A 22094-nucleotide genomic window follows, 5' to 3' on the forward strand; every position below is an offset into this window, starting at 1 on the left:
AAACTGCGGGTGAAGGGAGTAAGTCATAGTGAAAAGTTTTATTTTTGCCTTTAAACAGGTGTTACCGGTTTTTTTTCCTTATCTGTTTATTGGCATTGCTTTTGGAGTTTTAATGGATGAGGCTGGCTACAGCGCCGGTTGGTCATTTCTGTCCGGTGTTTTTATTTATGCCGGATCGATGCAAATTGTTTTGGTTTCGCTGCTTACCGCGGGAGCCTCATTAGGAACCATTGCACTGATGACCTTTTTTGTTAATGCCCGACATATTTTTTACGGTATTGCCTTCATTGATCAGTTCCGCAAGATGGGTCGGCGATACCCCTATATGGTTTTAACGCTTACGGATGAGGTTTATTCCATTCTTTGCAGTATTACCTATCCGGATGAAGTGGATATCAGGAAGACCGATTTTTACATTACTCTGATTCTTCATCTGGTTTGGATTCTCAGCTGTGTGGCTGGAGCCCTGTTTGGTCAGCTATTACCCTATGATCTGGCTGGTATCGAATTTTCAGCGACAGCTTTTTTTATTACGGTTTGTATGAATCAATGGGAGGTGATGGATTCTCATTTACCGGCTATCACTGGATTAACCAGTGCATTGGTCTTTTACTTTATCCTGGGACCCAGTCAGTTTATTTTACCAGCGTTGACAGTCAGTGTCCTGGTGTTGATGATGATGAAAGCCAAATCAAATAATCAAAAAAAGAGTGGTGTTCCAGAATTGGAAGCTGGCTTAGCTGGACAAACGGAGGAAATCAGCCATGAGTATTAATTGGGTTGACACCGTGGAAGCTCTGGCGGTTGTGGCGCTGGTTACTATTTTTACCCGAGCTCTGCCATTCTTGTTTTTTGGTGGTAAGAAAGAGCTACCCGATATAGTCCGCTATCTGGGAACTGTTTTGCCGGCCGCGATTATGATTATTCTTGTTGTCTTTTGTCTGCGAAACATCAGCCTGATCGCCTACCCCTTCGGTTTGCCGGAGCTGTTAAGTGTCGCGATGGTGATCCTTGTTCATCGCATCAAAAAAAATATTTTTCTTAGCATCATCGCTGGAACCGGGCTTTATATGGTGCTAACGCGAACCTTGTTTATAATTGGAAGCTGAAGAAAGCTTGCCTCGGCACCAGTTTCGGAATTATTCTAAAAAAATGTTGATCTTTACTGTTTTAATATTTATTATGTCAGACTTATGCGGTATAATAAAATCACAATTCTTTATAAGCTGAGGCATATGAAAAGGATGCAAAATTATACAGGGGGATCGGATGAACAAAAGGATGAGATCAAAATTATTTGCCATATTAACAGTGATAAGTCTGTTATTATTGGTTACCAGCGGCTGTATCCGTACGCATACCTATGGCGGTGGGGTGTATACAGGAGAATGGAAAAATGGCGTGCCCAATGGTTACGGCAAGTTTGTTTACTCAGAGGATGTAATCTACGAGGGCCAATGGAAAGACGGCAAGCTTCATGGCCAGGGGACTGCTATCGGATATGAGGGAACAAGATTTGAAGGCGAATGGAAATATGGCAAGCTCGATGGTTATGGGACCAAGACAGATAATGGTAATACCTATGTGGGCGAATTTAAAAAAGGCTTAATGGATGGCAAAGGAACCTTGACCATGGCGGATGGGACCACCTATGTGGGAACCTTCGCCAATGATTTATATGTTGGTCCATAAATAATAATAGTTAAAAAAACAGCATCCAATTTCGATGCTGTTTTTTTATAATCATTCTTGACAAAATTGCTAAACTAGTGTAGACTTACTAAGTAGGAACACTAAGTAAAACAGTAGTAGATCTGAAGCGTAGCAGTTTTAAATCGGCTCCGATCGGCAGATTATGGCAACAATTTATGGTTTATTAAAATAAGGACTGATGGAGTGATGGATATTGTTGAACGACTGACACAATTTGGACTGACAAGGCATGAGGCTTCGATTTATTTAACCCTGCTTGCTGAAGGTGACTTAAATGGCTATGAGGTGGCAAAGATAACGGGTATTTCACGATCTAACGCCTATACATCGCTGGCGTCGCTGGTGGAAAAGGGCGGGGCTTATGTCATCGAGGAAGCAACCATCCGCTATACCCCGGTCGCTATTTCCGAATTCTGCGAAAATAAGATCAGAAAACTACAGCAAGCCAAGCAGGATCTGATTGTTACCATTCCCACAAAACGGGATGCGGTGGAAGGCTATATTACCATTAAAGGGGAAAGCAACATCCTCAATAAATTGCGCAATATGATTCTGGAAGCCCAGGAGCGGATCTACATCTCAGTACCCGGTCAGGTTTTAAAAACCGTACTGCCAGATATAAAAGAAGCGATTAATCGCGACATCAAGATGGTGATCATCACCGATGGGTCCTTGTCGCTGGCAGGAGCCACTGTCTATATTGCTGATCAACCGCTCCAGCAGATTCGACTGATTGTTGATTCAACCAATGTCCTCACCGGCGATATGAATAACGGTGAACATTCCACCTGTCTTTATTCCCGCAAGCGGAATCTGGTTGATTTATTTAAAGACTCGATGAAAAATGAAATAAAACTGATTGAAATGACGAAAGGAAATTAAAGATGAAAAAGACCTTTGTAAACAAAGAAAAATTAGAAGAAATCGTAAGAGAATTCCCCACCCCCTTCCATCTCTATGATGAAAAGGGGATTCGCGAAAATGTGCGAAACTTGCAGGAAGCCTTTTCCTGGAATAAGGGCTACAAAGAATATTTTGCCGTCAAGGCGACCCCCAACCCAACTATTTTACAAATTCTAAAAGAAGAAGGCTGTGGGGTAGATTGCTCATCTTATACCGAACTGATGATGTCCGATACGGTTGGTTTTTCCGGAGCGGATATTATGTTTACCTCCAATGTAACGCCGAAAGAAGACTTTGTTTTGGCCAGCAAACTGGGCGCTTTGATTACTCTGGACGATATCACCCACATTGACTTTTTGGAAGAGGTAGCAGGATTGCCGGAAACCATCAGTTGCCGATTTAATCCCGGCGGTGACTTTGTTATTGATAACGCTATTATGGATACCCCTCAGGTCGCTAAATACGGGTTTACCCGGGAACAAATGACCGAAGGATTTGCAACTCTAAAAAGTAAAGGGGTTAAACATTTCGGGATCCATGCCTTTTTAGCCAGCAATACCATCGCCAATGAATATTACCCGGCCCTGGCACGAATTCTTTTCCAGACCGCCGTGGAATTGAATCAGGAAACCGGCGCTCATATTGCCTTTATAAATCTCTCGGGAGGCGTGGGGATTCCTTACCTGCCCGATCAGCAACCTACCGATATTTATGAAGTCGGCCGAGGTGTGAAAAAAGCCTTTGAAGAAATTCTGGTGCCGGCCGGAATGGGTGATATTGATATTTACACCGAACTGGGTCGCTTTGTCCTGGGACCATTTGGACATCTGGTCACCACCGCCCTGCATGAGAAACATACTCACAAAGAATACATTGGTCTTGACGCCTGCGCCGCCAACCTGATGCGTCCGGCCATGTATGGTGCCTATCATCATATCACGGTGATGGGTAAGGAAGATGCCCCCCTTAATCATATCTACGACGTCACCGGGGGCTTATGCGAAAACAATGACAAGTTTGCCATTGACAGAGAACTTCCCAAAATTGATATCGGTGACCTGGTTGTGCTTCACGACACCGGTGCCCACGGTTTTGCGATGGGCTATAACTACAATGGCAAGCTACGATCTGCTGAAGTGCTGCTTAAAGAAGACGGTAGTACCGAACTGATCCGTCGGGCCGAAACCCCGGACGATTACTTCGCCACCCTGGATTTTTCCAAGTGGAAAAAGTAGTTTTAAATAGTGACGCTAATATTAAAAAAAATCGGAGTACCGAAAAATGTTACATCATGTTGTCTGCATCAGGGCGAACAGGTCATAGACCTGTCCGATCCTGCAGCATACAACAGATTAACATTTGTCGGTACGGTTCTTGCAAAAGACCTTTATTAAATAGTCAAGAGACGATAACGAAAGGAAAAAAATAACATGGCATTAATTAATGAAAATTATCTTAAATTACCAGGCTCCTACCTTTTTTCAGAAATAGCGAGACGGGTGGAAGCCTATAAAACCGCTAATCCGGAGGCCAACATCATTCGACTGGGAATTGGTGATGTGACCAAACCGCTGCCTGAAGCAGTCATCACCGGTCTACACGCCGCTGTTGATGAAATGGCCGATGAAAAAACCTTTAAGGGCTACGGTCCGGAACAAGGCTATGATTTTCTACTGGAAAAAATTGTCGAGTTTGATTTTAAAACCCGGGGTGTCGATCTAGCGATTGATGAAATATTTGTCAGTGACGGCTCCAAAAGTGATACTGCCAATATTCAGGAACTATTTAGTCAAGATACTAAAATCGCGATCACTGATCCCGTTTATCCGGTTTATGTCGACAGTAACGTCATGGCTGGCCGCAGTGGAACGTTAGGTGCTGACGGTAAGTGGAGCGAGATGGTCTATATTCCCTGCACCGCCGAAAATGGCTTTGTGCCGCAATTGCCAACCGAAAAGGTGGATCTGATTTATCTGTGTTTCCCCAATAACCCGACCGGAACCACGATTAATAAAACTGAGCTGAAAAAATGGGTGGATTATGCCAAAGCCAACCAGGCTATTATTTTATACGATGCTGCTTACGAAGCCTATATTCAGGAAGACGATGTGGCACACAGCATTTACGAAATTGATGGTGCCAAGGAGGTAGCCATCGAATTCCGAAGCTTTTCCAAAAATGCTGGCTTCACCGGAACCCGTTGCTCCTATGTAGTAGTTCCCAAAGAAGTGATGGGCTATACCAAAGCGGGCGAACCGGTTGAAATTAATAAACTGTGGAATCGCCGACACTGTACCAAATTTAATGGCGTTCCTTATATTATCCAAAAAGGCGCGGAAGCTGTTTATAGCGAAGCTGGTCAACAGCAGATCAAAGCGCTAGTAGCATATTATATGAATAACGCCAAAATGATTCGTGAAGGCGTTGCCAGTACTGGAATTGAAGTTTTTGGCGGGATTAATGCCCCTTATATCTGGCTAAAAACGCCGGAAGGCATGGACTCATGGGCCTTTTTTGACAAACTTCTCAGTGAGGTCAACATTGTTGGAACACCGGGTGTGGGTTTTGGTCCCAGCGGTGAAGGGTATTTCAGACTGACTGCCTTTGGCAGCAAGGAAAACACACAAGAAGCGATCAGACGTTTTACCACCGAATTTAAGTTGTAAAAACAAAATAACAAATGTCCGGCTGCGAGAATTAGCCGGGCATTTTTTTGATTTTTTATCGTTTTAAAGGATTAATTAATTTGATGACCATTTAGTCTTAAAAAATCATTAAAAGTGTTGACACTTTTCATAAAGTTACTTACAATATTGTTAGCACTCACAAAGAAAGAGTGCTAATACGATTACGACATGAAGAAGAGGTATGTTATGGAAAAAAAGCAGTTTAAATCAGAATCCAAGCGTCTGATGGATTTAATGATCCATTCAATTTACACCAACAAAGAAATATTTTTAAGAGAATTGATTTCAAATGCGTCCGACGCCATCGACAAGGTTTACTACAAAACATTAACAGACAAAGATAAAACCTTTAATAAGGACGACTACTACATCCGTATTCATCCCAACAAAGATAACCGGACCCTGACCATTGAAGATACCGGAATCGGGATGACCGCAGCGGAACTGGAAGACAACTTGGGTACCATTGCCAAAAGTGGTTCCAGCGACTTTAAGGACGATCAGGAAATGGAAGAAGATTTTGATCTTATCGGCCAGTTTGGGGTCGGTTTCTATTCAGCCTTTATGGTATCTGACAAGGTTGAGGTGGAAACCAAATCCTTTGACGAGGAAACGTCATCTGTATGGGTTTCTGAAGGAGCTGATGGCTATACCATTGAACCCGGAACCCGCACCACCCATGGTTCAAAAATTACCCTGTATCTCAAAGAGAATTCGGAAGATAATAACTACGATGACTATCTGGAACCCTATCGCATTCGCCAGCTGGTTGAGCATTACTCCAACTTCATCCGTTACCCGATTAAGATGGTGGAGGAAAAGAGCCGAGTCAAAGAAGACACCAAGGACAGTGAAAATCCGGAATACGAAACCTATCTGGCAGATGATGTTCTGAATTCGATGATCCCGATCTGGCGAAAAAATAAAAATGAGCTGACCGATGAGGATTACAACAATTTCTACCACGACAAGCGACTAGGCTTTGATGCCCCCTTGGCTCATGTTCACCTGAGTATTGAAGGGGCGATGAGCTATAAAGCGATCCTTTATATCCCCGGTCAGGCCCCCTTTGATTACTACACCAGAGACTATGAAAAGGGGCTCGAGCTCTATTCCAACGGCGTCCTGATTATGGAAAAATGCAGTGAGCTGTTGCCGGATTACTTCAGTTTTGTTAAAGGGGTGGTGGACTCCGAGGATATCTCATTAAATATTTCCCGGGAAATGCTTCAGCAGGATCGTCAGCTACGCTTAATCAGCCGTAAAATCGATACCCGAATTTCCGAAGAACTCAAAAAAATGCTGGCCAACGAACGCGAAACCTATGAAAAATTCTTTACCGCTTTCGGTAATCAGATCAAAGTCGGAACCTATGACAAATGGGGACAGGATAAGGAAAAACTTCAGGACTTCCTGCTCTTTTATTCATCCAAAGAAGGCAAGATGGTTACTCTTAAAGAATACGTAGAACGGATGCCGGAAGATCAGAAATACATTTATTATGCCACTGGTTCATCGGTTAGTCAGCTTGAAAAGCTGCCCCAGGTTTCCATTATTAAAAACAAAAATTATGAGATTCTCTATTTAACCGAGACCATTGATGAATTTGTCACCCAGACCTTAAAACAGTATCAGGACAAGGAATTCCGTTCAGTTTCCAGCCAGAATCTGGGACTGGAAGCGCCGGAAGAAAATCAAGTCGATGATGATACAAAAACATCTGAAGTGGATGAAAAACTTCTGGCAAAAATGAAAGACCTGATTGGAGATGAAGTCGTGAAGGTAAAAACCACGGCCCACTTAAAAGATGACGTGGCTTATCTTTCCACTGAAGGAGATCTTTCCATCGAAATGGAAATGACCTTAAACACCATGCCTCAGGGCGGTGATGTGAAGGCGAAGAAAGTGCTGGAAATCAACAAAAACCATCCGGTTTATGAAAAACTGAAAAGCTATTATGAAGTAGATGATGACCAGTTTGCGCTCTACACCGAGTTGCTTTACAATCAGGCCCGACTAATTGCCGGCCTGCCGCTTGACGACGTGGTAGCCTTTACCAAAAACATCAGCAAACTGATGTAATCAGGCGTTCGATTGAGATACCGTACCGATCAATTGTTAATCAGTTGTTTGCTGCAGAATCGGACACTAATAAAAAATTAGAAATTTCTTATTAGTCGCGGGCAGTCGCCAACTACAAGCAAGCTTGTGATTGGCTCGTTGCCTTCACTCAGGCTATCGCCGTGTCCGCTCTGATGCAAACAACACGATGCAACAATTGTCGGTACTAGGGTATTCATTTTTATGGAAGTTCTTATAGCATTATACTGAGAGAGTACCAGCACCATCCTTAAAGGACAGTGCTGGTTTTTTAAGTGTCAATTGACAAGTTCAACCGGTTTTGATAAAATAGGTGCAGAAGGTGTAACAAAATGATTTTAACTATTGAAGTAGCTCTGGCAATGAAAGTTTCGATGAGACATTGTTTAGAGCCTAAACTAAAACTTTTATTCTCATCGGTCTAAGCGTTTTTATGGGATAGCAACTTATTTTAAGTGTAACGGCAAACTCCCGTACCAACTACTTGTTAATCAGTTGTATGCGCGCAAGTCGTATAGGCTATCGCCGTGTTCGCCTTGAGGCACACAACACGATATAACAATTGTCGGTACTACGATATTTGTTTATTACATTGCTATGCTTTATTTTGATGTGCTTAAACCGATAATCAACAGGAAAGTTTTCAGGCCATAACGCAATGTTCGTTATGGCCTTTTATAATGACAGGGAGTCAGTATAAAATGGCTCTCTGTTTTATTTTTGCTAAAAATTCGCAACGAGGAGAAATACGAATGGGACTATTGGACGTTATTAATCTATCACATACGTTTGGTGATAAAATTTTATATCAGGAGGCTTCTTTTGAATTATTCAAAGGGGAGCATATGGGGATTGTCGGGCGCAACGGAACGGGGAAGACCACCCTTTTAAATACCCTAATCGGAGAAATTATTCCCGATGGTGGGGAGATTCGCTGGCAAAAAGGGATCAAGGTCGGGTATCTCGATCAACATGCTAAAATTGATCAGGATGTGACGGTGTTTGACTATTTAAAAACATCGTTTCATGAGCTCTACGAAACAGAAATCCAGCTGACCAAAATTTATGAAGACATGGGCAGCGATTGCAGTGAAAAGGCCATGAACAGAGCCTCGGACCTGCAAAGTTTGCTTGAGAATTCCGGTTTTTATGAACTGGAAAGCCGGATCTTAAAAATTGCTGATGGGCTGGGGATTACAGCACTGGGGATGGATAGCATCCTGGAACAGCTTAGTGGGGGACAGCGGGCCAAGGTTATTTTGGCCAAGCTGCTGTTGGAAGAACCTAATGTGTTGCTTTTAGATGAACCGACTAACTTTCTGGACAAGGAACATGTGGAATGGTTGACCGACTATTTAAAAGCTTATGAGGGCACCTTTCTGGTGATTTCCCATGACTTTGATTTTCTCGACAAGATCACCACCTGTGTCTGTGACATCGAGTTTTCCACCATCAAAAAGTACAGCGGCAACATCACCAAATTTATCACCTTAAAAGGGCTGCGACGGGAAAGCTATATTCGTGAATTTGAAGCCCAGAAAAAAGAAATTAAAAAGTTTGAAGACTATATTTCCAAAAACAAGGCTCGGGCTTCCACCGCCAGCATGGCTAAGAGCAGGCAGAAGCAATTGGATCGAATCGATCGGATTCCGCCGCCAGAATTAGTGCCAAAACCCAATTTTCGTTTGACTTCCTTGCACATCTCAGCCCAGCGCTCCTTAACGGTCAAGGATTTGGAGATTGGCTATGATTACCCGTTGCTAGCCAAAATGAATTTTAAAATCGAGTCGGGTCAGAAAACCGTCATCACCGGCTTTAACGGGATTGGAAAATCCACTCTGCTAAAAACCCTGGTCAAACAGATTCCACCGATTTCGGGAAAATTCAAGTTTGCGGATAATATTAAAATCGCTTATTTTGAGCAAGATCTCAATTGGGACAACCCCACTCTGACCCCTATTCAAGTCGTTTCTGATGTGTATCCCAAGCTGTCTCAGAGCCAATTGCGGCGCTATCTGGCGCAGTGCGGTTTAAAAGCCAAAAGCATGCTTCAGGGGGTCGCGACCCTTAGTGGCGGGGAACAGGCCAAGGTAAAAATCTGTATCCTGATGCTGACCAATGCGAATTTTCTGATTCTTGATGAGCCCACCAATCATCTGGATGCCGATGCTAAAGCGGTACTAAAAAGCGAGCTGATCAAATGGACTGGTAGTCTGATTCTCGTTTCACATGAAGCCGCGTTTTATGAAGATTGGGCTGAGCACATTATCAATATCGAGGGCTAGCAGGGTCAGCTTTCCTGGTCTGAACCATAAATTCGAGAATGTCTTTAAAAAAAACTTAACAGGTGTCAAAAATCCGGCTATAATGAATCATAGAGATTATTCTAATTACCAATTTACATAGAATTGAAACTAGGAAATGAGACATTAGAGTGAAAAAACAATTCTTAAAAAGAGAACGCATTAATGATCGTTTAGCACGAGTTTATGATTATCCACTAACCATTGTGGAAGCACCGATGGGTTATGGAAAGACTACGGCAGTTAGAGAATTTCTGGAAACGAAAGAAATAAAATCCATCTGGGTTACGTTTCAACCTGAGAATGGTTCTGCTGATTATAAATGGAGCAAAGTCTGCGATGAAATTAGCAAATGGGATCGTGATACCGGCGAGACATTAAAGCAGCTGGGCTTTCCGGTGGACGTACCCCAGATGGATCAAGTGTTATCGGTATTAAACACGGTAATCACAGATGAGCCCTTATTCATGGTTTTAGATGACTACCATCTGACGGATTATGAGCCCTTGAATCGGTTGATTGAGCTGATCGTGACCGAGCGAATTGAAAACTTTTATCTTATTATTGTCACCCGAAATACAGGGAATTTAAACAGCGCAGAACTTGTGGCCAAGGGATTTTGCAATTGGATCACCCAGGAAGTTTTAAAGTTCACGGAAGTCGAAGTCCGGGATTATTGCATCATGATGATGGAAACAATATCGGAGAAAGACTTGCGAAAAATAACCGAATACGCAGGTGGTTGGATTACTCTGACCTATATGCTGCTGCTTGGTTTGGAAAAAGGGATTCCAGTAGGGATGAATATGACCATCGATGAGCTCATCAGTTTAACGCTTTTTAGTGTTTATGATGCGTTGACCCAAAAATATTTAATCAAACTTTCAATTATGGATCGTTTTACTGCCGAACAGGCCCAGTTTATAACCGGCGAATCGCAGACGGCTGATATTTTGAGAAAAATGAAGAAAGAAAATTCATTTATTTATTTTGATGAAGTAAATAAAACCTATCAAATTCATTTTGTATTGCTTGATTTTTTAAGGTCAAAACAAAATCTCTTAGCCGATGAAAAAAAGGCGCTGTACATCCGTTTGGGTGAATGGTATCTAGACAAATTGAATTTTCCAAAGGCTTATGCGAGCTTTTATCGCGCAGGAGAAATTAGACGGATTCTTGAGCATTTGAATAATCCCCAAAACATCAGCTCTGAAATGGCGGTATTTGAGGGCTCGCAGGAGATGTTTGAAAAAACGCCGCTTAACGTGTTGTATCACTATCCGATGGCCTATTTACTGCATATTCTTGTTTGTTTGTTCCACGGAAATGAGCGCACAGCGATTGGTAGTCGTAGACAATTGGATCAGTTAGAGCAGTTTTATAATAAACAGGATGGCATTGATCAGACTTACCGAAATCGGATTCTGGCTGAAATCAACATCGTTAAGCGGTTTACGGTATTTAATCATATTGAAGAATCCACCGTCACCAATGATTTGATTATCAAGCTATTGGATGGGGAACAATCCTACATTATGAGAAAAGAAAATGAATTTACCTTTGGATCCCCCCATCTGAGTTATAATTATTTCAGAGAACCGGGTCGGTATCAAAAAACAGTCCAACTGATTGTCGAGAAGGTTCCGGTTTATTCTCAATTTACCAGTGGCTGCGGAACCGGATCTGAATATCAGGCCCGGGCCGAATACAGTCTGGAAACTGGTAATTGGGCAGAGGCCGAACTTAATGGTGAAAAGGCAATCTTTAAAGCCCGGACCAAAGATCAGCACAGTATTGTTATTTGTGGCAATTTTGTACTGATTCGGCTGATGATTTTACAAGGAAGAATTACTGCTGCCCTGAATCGTCTTCGTGATTTGGAAAAAGAAATTCTGGAGGTCAGGAATCCTATTTACAATACCACCATGGACATTTGCAAGGGCTATGTTTATGCCAATCTGGAACAGACAGAGATGATTCCCTACTGGCTTCAGGTGGGGGATATGACCACTGCTGATTTGCTTTATCAGGGGGTGGCTTTAAATTATCTGGTTTATGGCAAGGCGGTCGCCGCATCCCGGAATTTTGTTAAACTTGAAATTCTTTCCGAGAGTTTTATAGAATATTTTTCGATCTATCATAATCAGTTGGGAATAATCCATAACGGAATCTTTAAAGCCATTGCCAAATATAATCTATATGGCATTGAAGCAGGAATTAATGCCCTTAATAAGATTTTGGGAGAAGCTTATCTGGATGGAATCATTATGCCCTTTGTGGAAAATGCACCCTTTCTCATTGTGATGTTGAGAGAAATCAATGATCGACAGCCTAAAGATCAATTTATTCGCTGGCTGCTATCAGTTAGTGAAGTTTATCTAAAGAATCTGAAAAATGAGGAATTGTCCAGAGTCAGTCTCACTCTACGAGAACAAGAAGTATTGCGGCTTACCGCTGAAGGTCTAAAGCGCGAAGAAATTGCTAAACGGCTTTATATCGCTCCGGGTACGGTTAAGACCCATCTTCAGAATGTTTATAAAAAGCTGGAGGTTAATGGGAAAAATGCGGCGATTAAAACAGCGTTAAAAAATGGCTTGTTGTTTGCAGAAAATGAAAAAGACTAGTTGGCTGTTTGGATTTCATACATAATACAGCTTTTTTCTCCAATAAAGTTATTTTCGACATGTAAGGGTATATACATTATATGTCGCTTATAAGTAAATGATAGCGGCGGAATGGAGATTAAAATGAAAAAACGAATTAAAAATAACGTGAGCTGGGTAGGTAAAGTCGATTGGGAGCTGCAACAGTTTCATGGCAATGAATTTTCAACCAATCATGGCTCCACTTACAATTCCTATTTAATCGAGGAAGAAAAGACTGTTTTAGTCGACACGGTCTGGTTACCCTATGCCAAAGAATTTGTGGAAAACTTAACGCAGGTAATCGATTTGAATGAGATCGACTATATTGTCGCTAATCATGGGGAAGTGGATCACAGCGGAGCCCTGCCGGAACTGATGGCGAGAATCCCAGATGTTCCCATTTACTGTTCCGAAAACGCAGTAAAGTCTTTAAAGGGTCAGTATCATCAGGACTGGAACTTCAATGTCGTGAAAACCGGAGACAAGCTGGACGTCGGCAATGGTAAAGAATTGATTTTTGTGGAAATGCGGATGCTCCATTGGCCGGACAGCATGGCCACCTATCTGACCGGAGACAATATTCTCTTTAGCAATGATGCCTTTGGCCAGCATTATGCTACCGAAAAACTGTTTAATAAGCTGGTCGATCAATGCGATTTGTATCAGGAAGCGATAAAATACTATGCCAATATTCTAACCCCCTTTAGTGCCATATTGCGAAAGAAATTAGACGAAATTATTGCCTTTAATCTGACCATTGATATGATCGCCACCAGCCATGGCGTCATCTGGAATGACAATCCGATGCAAATCGTTGAGAAATATGCCCAGTGGGCAGGAGATTATCAGGAAAACCAGATCACGATAATCTATGACACGATGTGGAATGGTACTAAAAATCTGGCCGAAAATATTGCCGAGGGGATTAGCCTGACCGATCCAGATGTTTTAGTAAAAGTCTTCAACCTGTCAAAAAGTGATGAGAATGACTTAATTACCGAAGTCTTTAAAGCAAAGACGGTGCTGATTGGTTCGCCGACCATTGGTGGCAGTATCCTTCACTCCATCGCCGGCTTTGTTCATCTGATGAAGGAGCTTAAGTTTAAAAACAAAAAAGCTGCCGCCTTTGGCTGCTATGGTTGGAGCGGTGAGTCAACTAAGGTGTTAAATGAATGGCTGGAAGGCGCCGGATTCGAAATCATCAACGAGGGTCTGAAAAATCAGTGGAACCCCGATGATACTGAGCAGATATCAGCCATCGACTTTGGTAAAGAAATCGCCAAAGCCTAGAAGCTGATCGATTCAACGTAAAAACGACTTAATCATGATTTGATTAAGTCGTTTTTATTACGTTCTTATCTTTTACAAACAAACCCAGTACCGACAATATCGAGTTGTGCGCATCAGAGCCGACACGGCGATAGCCTGCGTGAAGGCAACGAGCCAATCACAAGCTTGCTTGTAGTTGGCGACTGCCCGCGACTAATAAGAAATTTCTAATTTTTTATTAGTGTCCGATTCCGTAGCGAACAACAGATTAACAATTGGTCGGTACGGCAGTTGCCGAAACCCTTGTTTCAATCGTAGTGAATACCGCCCCAGTAAACCGGGCTTTTGACGATGGTGCGGGGATCCAGTTCCACGCCTTCCATAGCCCACTTTTTATATTCTTCAAAGCCAGTGCGGTCGATGATGTAGCCGATGTGTTCTTTGCCGCCGGGTGCTTCCCGATTGATGTAGTTTTCTACAAATCGATAGGTATTTTTAATAATTTTGACAATCGCGTCTTCGGTCGCCCAAACCAGAAAATCTTCGGCCAGCCGGGGGTTTCGTTTTCCGGTTCGTCCCATAATCGCCAATCGGTAGTAGGTTTCCGGGCTGCGGGTCCAGGCCCGGGTTGGGCAGTTGATCACACATTCGCCACAGCCGACACATTTTTCGGTGTTTCGGACAATTCGGTAATTCTCTACTGACAAAGCATCCACCGATTTTTTCTGGCAGGCTTTAACACAGGCCAGACAACCCATGCAGCGTTCTTTTTGATACTGGGGTTCGGTCATCCCGATGATCCCAAAATCCTGCATCCGGGTTTTGATGCAGTCATTGGCACAGCCGGTGAAGGCGACCTTAAAATGGAGATCATTGGGAAAGATTTCCTGCTCCATTTTCTTGGCAAAATTAGTGGTATTATAGGTGGCAAATGGACAGGTATTACTGCCGATACAGGCAGAGATATTGCGCGTGCCGGCTGCGGTATAGCCTTTGCCTGGGATTTCCTGATTAATATCCAATTTATCAATAATCGGCTGTAGCAGCGCATTGACGGCGTCCATATCGGTATATTTAATACCCGGGATTTCAAAGCCCTGACGGGTGGTTAAATGGATGCGGCCATTGCCATAGGTTTTTGCAATGTTTTGAATCAGCGGCAGCAGTTCCGCCGTTAATAAGCCGCCGGGAACCCGGACTCGTGAGGCGGTTTCCCCACGGACCTTGGTGACGCGATAGGCATTCTTCTTTATCTTCTTGGTATTTAGATCTAACATGGCACTCCTCCTAATCCTTTAAAAATTTTCCCTTGGTGTAGTTAAAAACCGGACCGTCCAGACAAATATAGGTATCATCGATTTTACAGTGACCGCATTTACCAATGCCACAGCACATTTTTCGCTCCTGGGAGATCCAGATATTTTCTTCTTTGAATCCGACATTAAAAAGCTCGGTGATCGTGCATTTCATCATCATCGGTGGTCCCACCACAATCCCGATCGCTTCGTCAGTGTTTTTAATCGGGATTTCCGGAATGTATTGGGTAACCAGTCCGCATTTGCCGCAATAGCCATCGACCGGGGTATCCACGGTCATAATGACATTGATGTTTTTTTCCCACTCTTTGAAGTCTTTTTTAAAGAGGACATCGTTGGGCGATTTAAAACCTACTAACAGGGTAAAACTTTTGCAGTCGTTGGGATGGGCCGAAAAATAATCGACGATCCCTTTCACTGGCGAAAGACCGGTGCCGCCAGCAACCAGAATAATTTCTTTGCCCATATAGTTGGTGATATCAAAGCCATTGCCATAGGGTCCCCGAAGGAACAGGGTATCGCCGACATAATTTTCGAAGATTTCATCCGTAACCTTGCCGACTTTACGAATGGTCAGATCAACCGTGCCATTACCGATGCCGCTGACCGAAATGGGGGCTTCGCCAAACTTGGGTAGCGATACCTCAAAAAATTGTCCCGGTTTGACCTCGCCGCGATAGGTCATCCGGAAGGTAAACTCAATTTCAGTATGTTTGATCACGTCGACGATTTCCGAAAGGAAAGGAAGATAAGGATTATCTGAATTCGTTGTATGAGACGCAGTTGTTGTCGCAGTCATTTAAATTTCCTCCTTTGCAGCATCATTTACCAAATCACTCAGTTTATTGATGCAATTGGCAAAAGAAATATATTCCGGACAGACATCGTCGCAGCGGCCGCAGCCAATACACATATGGGTGCCGAAGCGTCGTTTATAATCGTTTATCTTGTGCATCACCTTAAAGCGCATCCGTTGGCCCTTGTCATTTCGAAACGCATGTCCGCCGGCCATATCAGTGTAGCCATCAACATGACAGGAAGCCCAAACCCGCCGCCGTTCGCCGGCTTTGCCGTTGTCGGTGTAGAAAATATCCTGCATTGTGAAGCAGGTACAGGTGGGACAAACAAAGTTGCATCGTCCGCAGGCAATGCAACGGTTGCCGTAATCTTCCCAGAATGGAGCGTCAAACAGGGTCTGGGGAACCGTTTCGGAAATCGTCACGACGGTGTCATTGGCGGTGACAGAATCAGGAATCACTGATGATGGTGTTGCACCGGCCAAAGCGGTGTCCAGGAGATCCCAGTGACTGTCAACCAGCACGGTTTCACCATCAACCTTTATGTAAGCGTCATAGTCGTCGCTTTTCTGGGTGCCCATCGAAACGCAGAAACAGTTTTCAAAGGAATTTTCGCAGCCGATTAAAATAAATTTGGTCTGATCCCGCAGCCTTTTGTAATAGCTATCGACAGCGCCGTTTTCCAGATAAATGGTATCCATTCGTTTAAGACCGTGCAGATCACAGCTACGTAAAAACACAATCGCCCCTTTTTGGGGCACATCAGACTCCTTTATTTCATTTTCAGTAAAATAAAAAAGTGTTTCAGAGATGGGGAGTAAGACCTCTTTAAAAGAGTAGTCTGATTTTTCGGCAAATTCGATTTCAGATAGATCTGCGATTTCGCCGTAACGAATGGTGTCGATATCGGTAAAGGTGCCATCGCCGACAAACCGCTTGGGGGCATAAATAATGAAGTCTTTTGAAAGGTCAGAAAAAATAGCATTGATTTTCTCTGGCGTAGTTTGGTAACCCATAAACAAGTCCTCCTTCAAGTTTTTTGGTAATCATTGCGGTAAAGAGTGAAGTCTGCCAAAGGCCCTTTTCAGGGGAGTTTTGACAGACTTTTAATTTGGTTGATGATGTTAACAATTGATCGGTACGGTAGTATAAAGAAAACCCGATGGTACCGACCACACTTTTTCAATAGCGAGTTGGTTTTAACCCAGTAATTTTGCCATATCAGCTTCTGGGGTGGTGATTGGTCCGATGTTGTAGTTTTCAACCAGCACGTTTAAAACGTTGGGTGAAATAAAAGCGGGTAGTGATGGTCCTAATAAGATGTTCTTGATGCCGAGGTGTAACAGGGTCAGTAAGATACAAACCGCTTTTTGTTCGTACCAGGATAAGACCATGCTTAGCGGTAATTCGTTAACATCGCAATCAAAAGCGCCAGCCAGAGCCACAGCCACCTGAATGGCCGAGTAAGCATCATTGCATTGGCCCATATCCATCAGTCGTGGCAAGCCGCCGATGGTGCCCAGATCAAGATCGTTGAAGCGGTATTTACCACAGGCCAGGGTTAAGACAATCGTATCAGCCGGTGTTTTTTCAACAAATTCGGTGTAGTAGTTACGTCCGGTTTTAGCCCCGTCACAGCCTCCAACCAGGAAGAAGTGTTTGATATCGCCAGCTTTAACAGCCGCGATAACCTTGTCAGCAACGCCTAAAACAGTGCCATGACCAAATCCGGTTAATAGTGTTTTACCGCCATTGATGCCGGTCATTTCCTTATCTTCCGGGTATCCGCCCAGTTCCAGCGCTTTTTTTATCACTGGGGCAAAATCTTTTTCTTTGCCAACATGGATCATGTCGGGGTATTGAACCACATCGGTGGTGAAAATACGGTCAGAATAGCTTTCTTTCACTGGCATAATACAGTTGGTGGTGAAAAGAACCGGGGCTGGTACAGCAGCGAATTCTTTTTGCTGGTTTTGCCAGGCTGTCCCAAAGTTTCCTTTTAAGTGGGTATGTTTTTTGAGTCCTGGATAAGCATGGGCTGGCAGCATTTCACCGTGAGTATAAATATTGATGCCCTTGCCTTCGGTTTGTTCCAGCAATAATTTTAAATCATGTAAATCATGACCCGTGATGATAATAAAAGGTCCTTTTTCAATGGTTAATGGCACTTCTGTTGGTACCGGGGTGCCATAGGTTTCGGTATTAGCTTTATCCAGCAATGCCATGCATTTTAAATTAATTTCGCCGGTTTTGAGTACTAGTGGCAGTAACACGTCCATGCCCAGATCAGAGCCGACAGCAGCGAGTGCTTCATAGAAGAAGGCATCGACTTCAGGGTCGTTGTAACCCAGGATTGCGGCATGATGAGCATAGGCAGCCACTCCTTTAACACCTAAAAGGATCAGCGTTTTCAGGGATCGAATATCTTCATTATCATCCCAGAGTTTTGCCATATCATAATCTTCGGCGGTTGGATCCAGATCAGCTTTCATTTTGTCAACACAGTCTACCATTACTTTAAGACTCTCATCATCAAAACTGACATTGGTAACAGTAGTGAATAATGCTTTTTTGATACAGGCGTCGGTGGCCGGGGTAGCCGCTGTTTTTTTTACGGCTTTAGACAGCCCAATACAGGCACCGACTAATTTATCCTGGAGACCGGCAACTGGCGCTGTTTTACCACAGACTCCCTTGACCTCACATCCGGTTCCTTTGGCAGTCTGTTCACATTGAAAACAAAACATGTCTTTCATTTTTTACCTCTCTCGTAACTATTTTATTTGTTAACCCGTATCAACGGGGAATAACCTTTGTAAAATCACTTCTCTTATAAATTACCCATAGATAGTGAAAAATAACGATTTAATCGTATTTATTTATTTAAACATCCGTTTAACTAAATATTTATCCAAACTATTGCGTTTTTTTAAACTGACGATAACATAATGATACTACATGTTTTTCTGTTTGACGGTTGCAAATGCAACATAGAATAAAAATATTTCTTCTTTTTATTGATATCTCCTGTATAGAAATATTCTCTTGAAATAGAAATCCTATCTTTTATTCTGAAAGTCATTGTGATATGATTTGTTTAACTAAGTGCAATCATTAGAAATGAGGAACACCATGAGCCTGAAAATGAGTAAGTTGCTGGATATTGAAAAATACTTGTTGCTGGAACTGGTTTATTTTCATTTGCCATCCCAGTATAAAAATCAGATTACCCGGGAAACCCCGATAAAATTGGATGAATATATCGATCTGATAGAGCAGTGTGGCTGTTCGACGTATCCTGGTTTTATTAGTCGCTCTCGGCATGGGAGCCAATACAAAAGAAGAAGGCAGGCTCATTTTAAGCGAATTTACGCATCCAGCGATAACCTGGACGATGTTATTATTACTGGTTATCGTAATGATAATTATGGTTGCTACGGTAATTCCGACGATAAGATTAAATCCAGCTTTGTTGGCATTGCCATGGAAGACTGCGAAAATAACGGGGCGGTGGTTTTTAGCGGTTGTGAACAGATGGATCTCAGCAGTATTGTTCTGGACTGGGGCGGATGTCTGATTGCTTCGTTGGGCGTGGTCACCGCTCATCATCATAAAGCGATCGATTTTTTCGACTACTATATGACCGGGATTCTGGGGGAACGTAATCTTTTCGGACATTCTAAAGGTGGTAATCTGGCCACCTACGTTTATATCAATCGGCTTGACGAAAACACTAATGCTTATTGCGTTAATGCCCAGCCCTATTGTTGGTACACCATGAGTGACAGTCAGAAGGCGGCCTTAAAAACAGATCGATTTGAGTATATTGTTCATGCCAATGACCCCACTAGAAAGGCCAGCTATGTGTCTTATATCAGCCGTACGGCTCCTCTGAACCGCTATGCAAACCGACATTTTATTGATATTCATGGCTTTGCTGAGGTTAGTTTTGACGAATTTGGAAATCTGGAAGGTACCCGGGTTATCCGGGAAACCAATAGCCGACTGAAAACCCGATTTTTTAACGACTATGCCACTGAAAAGCGTTTGACCCACGATGAATGTTTGGCCCAGTTCCAGGAAAACATTGACAAGATCATCTCACTGCCCCGGCTATTAAGCACTACCCTGGACGAAATCCTATTGGTAACCGAGGCTCAAGCGGCAATTATCTGGCTTCGAGATGAAGATACCCGGGGGTCATTTATTTATCCATTAATTATTAAAGGCCCCCGGGCAGAAGATCTTTATCAACTGAAACTGCGCCCGGGACAGGGGATTGCAGCCCAATCAGTCTTTGCTGGATTGCCACTATATATCAAAGATTTCCGTCACTACCGGCTACAGGTTGGTAGTCTGAAGCGAGCTATGGGTTTGACCATTACCTCTGAAATTGCGGTGCCGTTGGGAATTGATGAATCGGAGGTTTTTGGCGCCTTGGAGCTGGTTAACAAACAAAATGGTTTTTTTTCAGTGGAAGATTTTGCTCTGGTCAATGAAATGACCCTGGTAATGTTGGATGTCTTTAAAAAATCCGGTAAATCTCTGGATAATTATCGTGATTTTTCTTTGTTACAGATCCGAAAAGGTGGAAAGCCGATCTTTGCGGTGGAAAAGAACGGTTATCAGGAAGAAAACTTTATTACCCAAGAAGAGAAGAGCTTTTTTTTAAAAAAAATCATGGGTCAGTCTTTAGAATCCGATGAGCGGTTGATTTTTAACCGGGTCACATTTACCAGGAACAAGCAGGATCAGTTAAAACGATTGCGAAAGCAGGAATATGTGATGATCTTTGAAAATTCGCATTTGCGGGTTAGCAAAACCCGGGTCAAGACAGTGTTGGTTGCGCTGCTTTTACATCTCCGGGAGAATCGGATCAACCTAAATGCACTGGCAAGCATGATTGGTCTTGAGGACAAGATGAATACTTCTATTAAAGATCTTAGTGGCGCTGAATACATCCGCCTGGAATATGGCATGGCACGAATCCGGCGACCCCAATTGATTATTGTCAACACCCCGCCTCGGGGTGTTAGTACCGCCGCCTTTTTGGCTTTGTGCAGTCGACTTAAGAAAGACTGCGAGAAGAAAGTGGCCACTGTGATTGTACTTACGGACAAATGATGAGAAAGAGAGGTTAGTGATGATAAATCTAAAAATTCCCGGCTATGAGACCATCACAGTTGAGCATGTGACCTTTGATTATAACGGTACCCTGGCAGTCGATGGCTTTCTGGTGAAGGGGCTTAAAGAAAGACTGGTGGCTCTTACAAAGCTGGGGGTGGACGTGTATATTCTTACCGCTGATACCTTTGGTCTGGTGCGAAAGCAATGCGGAGATCTGCCGGTGACCATTGAGATTTTTTCAAAAGATAATATTTCAAAAAAGAAAAAAGCCTTCGTTGAGTCGATCGGTGGAGCGACTAATGTTGCCATCGGAAACGGCAACAATGACCGGGAAATGTTTTTAGAAAGCCGGCTTTCCATCGCTGTGATCGGAACTGAAGGCTGTTTTGCAAAGTCACTGCTGGCAGCGGATATTGTCGTGAACAGTCCGCTGGATGCTCTGGATTTATTATTAAACTCAGACCGGATGGTCGCTACTCTAAGGACGTAGACGATCGATAATGATCAGTGCTTTTAAGCAAGTGATAATGTTACTGCTTAAAAAAATGTTGACGGTTTCATTCCCCTTGTGCTATGATCTAGTCAATGAGGAGATAAAATGAGTTGGATTGATTTTACAGAATTCCAGGTTATTCCTTCGATTCGCAGGCTGGGTGATTTAGAAATTGCGCTTAATAGTGATGTTCAGGTCGTTTTACTCACTGAAGCCCACATTGCCAATCTGCAGGAGCTGGTTAAACTGGTACATGCAAAAGATAAGAAGGCGCTGATCAATCTGGAGTTGCTGGGTGGTTTTGGAAAAGATCACGTGGGAATGAAGCTATTAAAAAACTATTACCATGTGGATGGGGTCATGTCAACCGACAGCGGTAAGCTGGGGATGGCAAAACAATGTGGTCTCGTTACTTTTCAGCGATTTTTTCTTCATGATTCGCGATCTTTTGAGACCGCGCTTAAAATTATTGAATGTTCACGGGTTGACGGAGCTGAGCTGCTACCGGCGATCATGGCTCTGGATTGTTATCAAACACTGATTGCGGCGGCAAAAATTCCCTTATTAGCAGGCGGATTTGTCCGGGACCGGGAAATGATGGGAAAGATTAAAGCATGTGGTTTTAAGGGTTTGACGGTCAGCGACAAGTCGCTGTGGTAACGTGATTTTTGATATAGGATATTAAAACAAAATAGAATGTGCCGGATGGTAATTGTGTGAGTCCTGCTTAATAAATGTGAT

17 protein-coding genes are annotated in these 22094 nt (G+C 43.1%); 13 read left to right on the forward strand and 4 right to left on the reverse strand.

The features are described 5' to 3' along the window. Positions 1-28: 28 nt before the first annotated feature. The 10 genes from DOZ58_RS01685 (at position 29) to DOZ58_RS01730 (ending at position 13641) form a co-directional block, all read left to right on the forward strand. On the forward strand, positions 29-775 hold the full coding sequence (locus tag DOZ58_RS01685; RefSeq protein WP_242988571.1) for an AzlC family ABC transporter permease: 747 nt from the start codon (positions 29-31) through the stop codon (positions 773-775). Then, positions 765-1109: a branched-chain amino acid transporter permease gene (locus tag DOZ58_RS01690; protein ID WP_111886716.1), complete on the forward strand. Its 345-nt coding sequence runs from the start codon at positions 765-767 to the stop codon at positions 1107-1109. Before DOZ58_RS01685 ends, DOZ58_RS01690 begins: the two co-directional genes overlap by 11 nt. 172 nt (positions 1110-1281) lie before the next feature. Continuing rightward, the gene (locus DOZ58_RS01695) at positions 1282-1692 is read left to right on the forward strand and encodes an MORN repeat-containing protein (RefSeq protein WP_204355452.1); all 411 of its coding nucleotides are present in this window, start codon (positions 1282-1284) and stop codon (positions 1690-1692) included. A 207-nt stretch (positions 1693-1899) separates the two neighbouring features. Next, positions 1900-2595: a TrmB family transcriptional regulator gene (locus tag DOZ58_RS01700; protein WP_111886718.1), complete on the forward strand. Its 696-nt coding sequence runs from the start codon at positions 1900-1902 to the stop codon at positions 2593-2595. A gap of 2 nt (positions 2596-2597) precedes the next feature. Further along, positions 2598-3851: a diaminopimelate decarboxylase gene (locus DOZ58_RS01705; protein ID WP_111886719.1), complete on the forward strand. Its 1254-nt coding sequence runs from the start codon at positions 2598-2600 to the stop codon at positions 3849-3851. Positions 3852-4046: 195 nt separating this feature from the next. Next, positions 4047-5282: an LL-diaminopimelate aminotransferase gene (locus DOZ58_RS01710; protein WP_111886720.1), complete on the forward strand. Its 1236-nt coding sequence runs from the start codon at positions 4047-4049 to the stop codon at positions 5280-5282. Positions 5283-5489: 207 nt separating this feature from the next. Continuing rightward, positions 5490-7385: a molecular chaperone HtpG gene (htpG, locus tag DOZ58_RS01715; protein WP_111886721.1), complete on the forward strand. Its 1896-nt coding sequence runs from the start codon at positions 5490-5492 to the stop codon at positions 7383-7385. A gap of 770 nt (positions 7386-8155) precedes the next feature. Continuing rightward, positions 8156-9688, forward strand: coding sequence for an ABC-F family ATP-binding cassette domain-containing protein (locus DOZ58_RS01720; RefSeq protein WP_111886722.1), 1533 nt, complete (start codon positions 8156-8158; stop codon positions 9686-9688). A 149-nt stretch (positions 9689-9837) separates the two neighbouring features. Continuing rightward, entirely contained in the window at positions 9838-12330 is a 2493-nt protein-coding gene (locus DOZ58_RS01725; protein ID WP_111886723.1) for a LuxR C-terminal-related transcriptional regulator, read from the forward strand. A 123-nt stretch (positions 12331-12453) separates the two neighbouring features. Beyond that, the gene (locus tag DOZ58_RS01730; protein WP_111886724.1) at positions 12454-13641 is read left to right on the forward strand and encodes an anaerobic nitric oxide reductase flavorubredoxin; all 1188 of its coding nucleotides are present in this window, start codon (positions 12454-12456) and stop codon (positions 13639-13641) included. Positions 13642-13928: 287 nt separating this feature from the next. On the opposite strand, the gene asrC is transcribed toward DOZ58_RS01730, so the two are convergent. From asrC to hcp, 4 genes are all read right to left on the reverse strand, one after another. Next, positions 13929-14897 carry a sulfite reductase subunit C gene (gene asrC / locus DOZ58_RS01735; protein ID WP_111886725.1) on the reverse strand — a complete coding sequence of 323 codons (969 nt, stop codon included), beginning with the start codon at positions 14895-14897 and terminating at the stop codon, positions 13929-13931. Between the two features lie 10 nt (positions 14898-14907). Next, complete coding sequence (gene asrB, locus DOZ58_RS01740) at positions 14908-15735, reverse strand: anaerobic sulfite reductase subunit AsrB (RefSeq protein ID WP_111886726.1); 828 nt, start codon at positions 15733-15735, stop codon at positions 14908-14910. Next, positions 15736-16749 (reverse strand): anaerobic sulfite reductase subunit AsrA, encoded by a 1014-nt coding sequence (gene asrA / locus DOZ58_RS01745; protein ID WP_111886727.1) that lies wholly within the window; start codon positions 16747-16749, stop codon positions 15736-15738. It abuts the gene before it with no gap. Between the two features lie 183 nt (positions 16750-16932). After that, the gene (hcp, locus tag DOZ58_RS01750; protein ID WP_111886728.1) at positions 16933-18489 is read right to left on the reverse strand and encodes a hydroxylamine reductase; all 1557 of its coding nucleotides are present in this window, start codon (positions 18487-18489) and stop codon (positions 16933-16935) included. 376 nt (positions 18490-18865) lie between these two features. On the opposite strand from hcp, the gene DOZ58_RS01755 reads away from it, so the two are divergent. From DOZ58_RS01755 to DOZ58_RS01765, 3 genes are all read left to right on the forward strand, one after another. Further along, complete coding sequence (locus tag DOZ58_RS01755; protein WP_162624378.1) at positions 18866-20857, forward strand: GAF domain-containing protein; 1992 nt, start codon at positions 18866-18868, stop codon at positions 20855-20857. Positions 20858-20876: 19 nt separating this feature from the next. Beyond that, positions 20877-21350 (forward strand): HAD family hydrolase, encoded by a 474-nt coding sequence (locus DOZ58_RS01760; protein ID WP_111886730.1) that lies wholly within the window; start codon positions 20877-20879, stop codon positions 21348-21350. 108 nt (positions 21351-21458) lie between these two features. Next, positions 21459-22013, forward strand: coding sequence for a glycerol-3-phosphate responsive antiterminator (locus tag DOZ58_RS01765; protein ID WP_111886731.1), 555 nt, complete (start codon positions 21459-21461; stop codon positions 22011-22013). Positions 22014-22094 lie beyond the last annotated feature (81 nt).

The sequence above is a fragment of the Acetobacterium sp. KB-1 genome, assembly GCF_003260995.1.
GTDB lineage: Bacteria > Bacillota > Clostridia > Eubacteriales > Eubacteriaceae > Acetobacterium > Acetobacterium carbinolicum.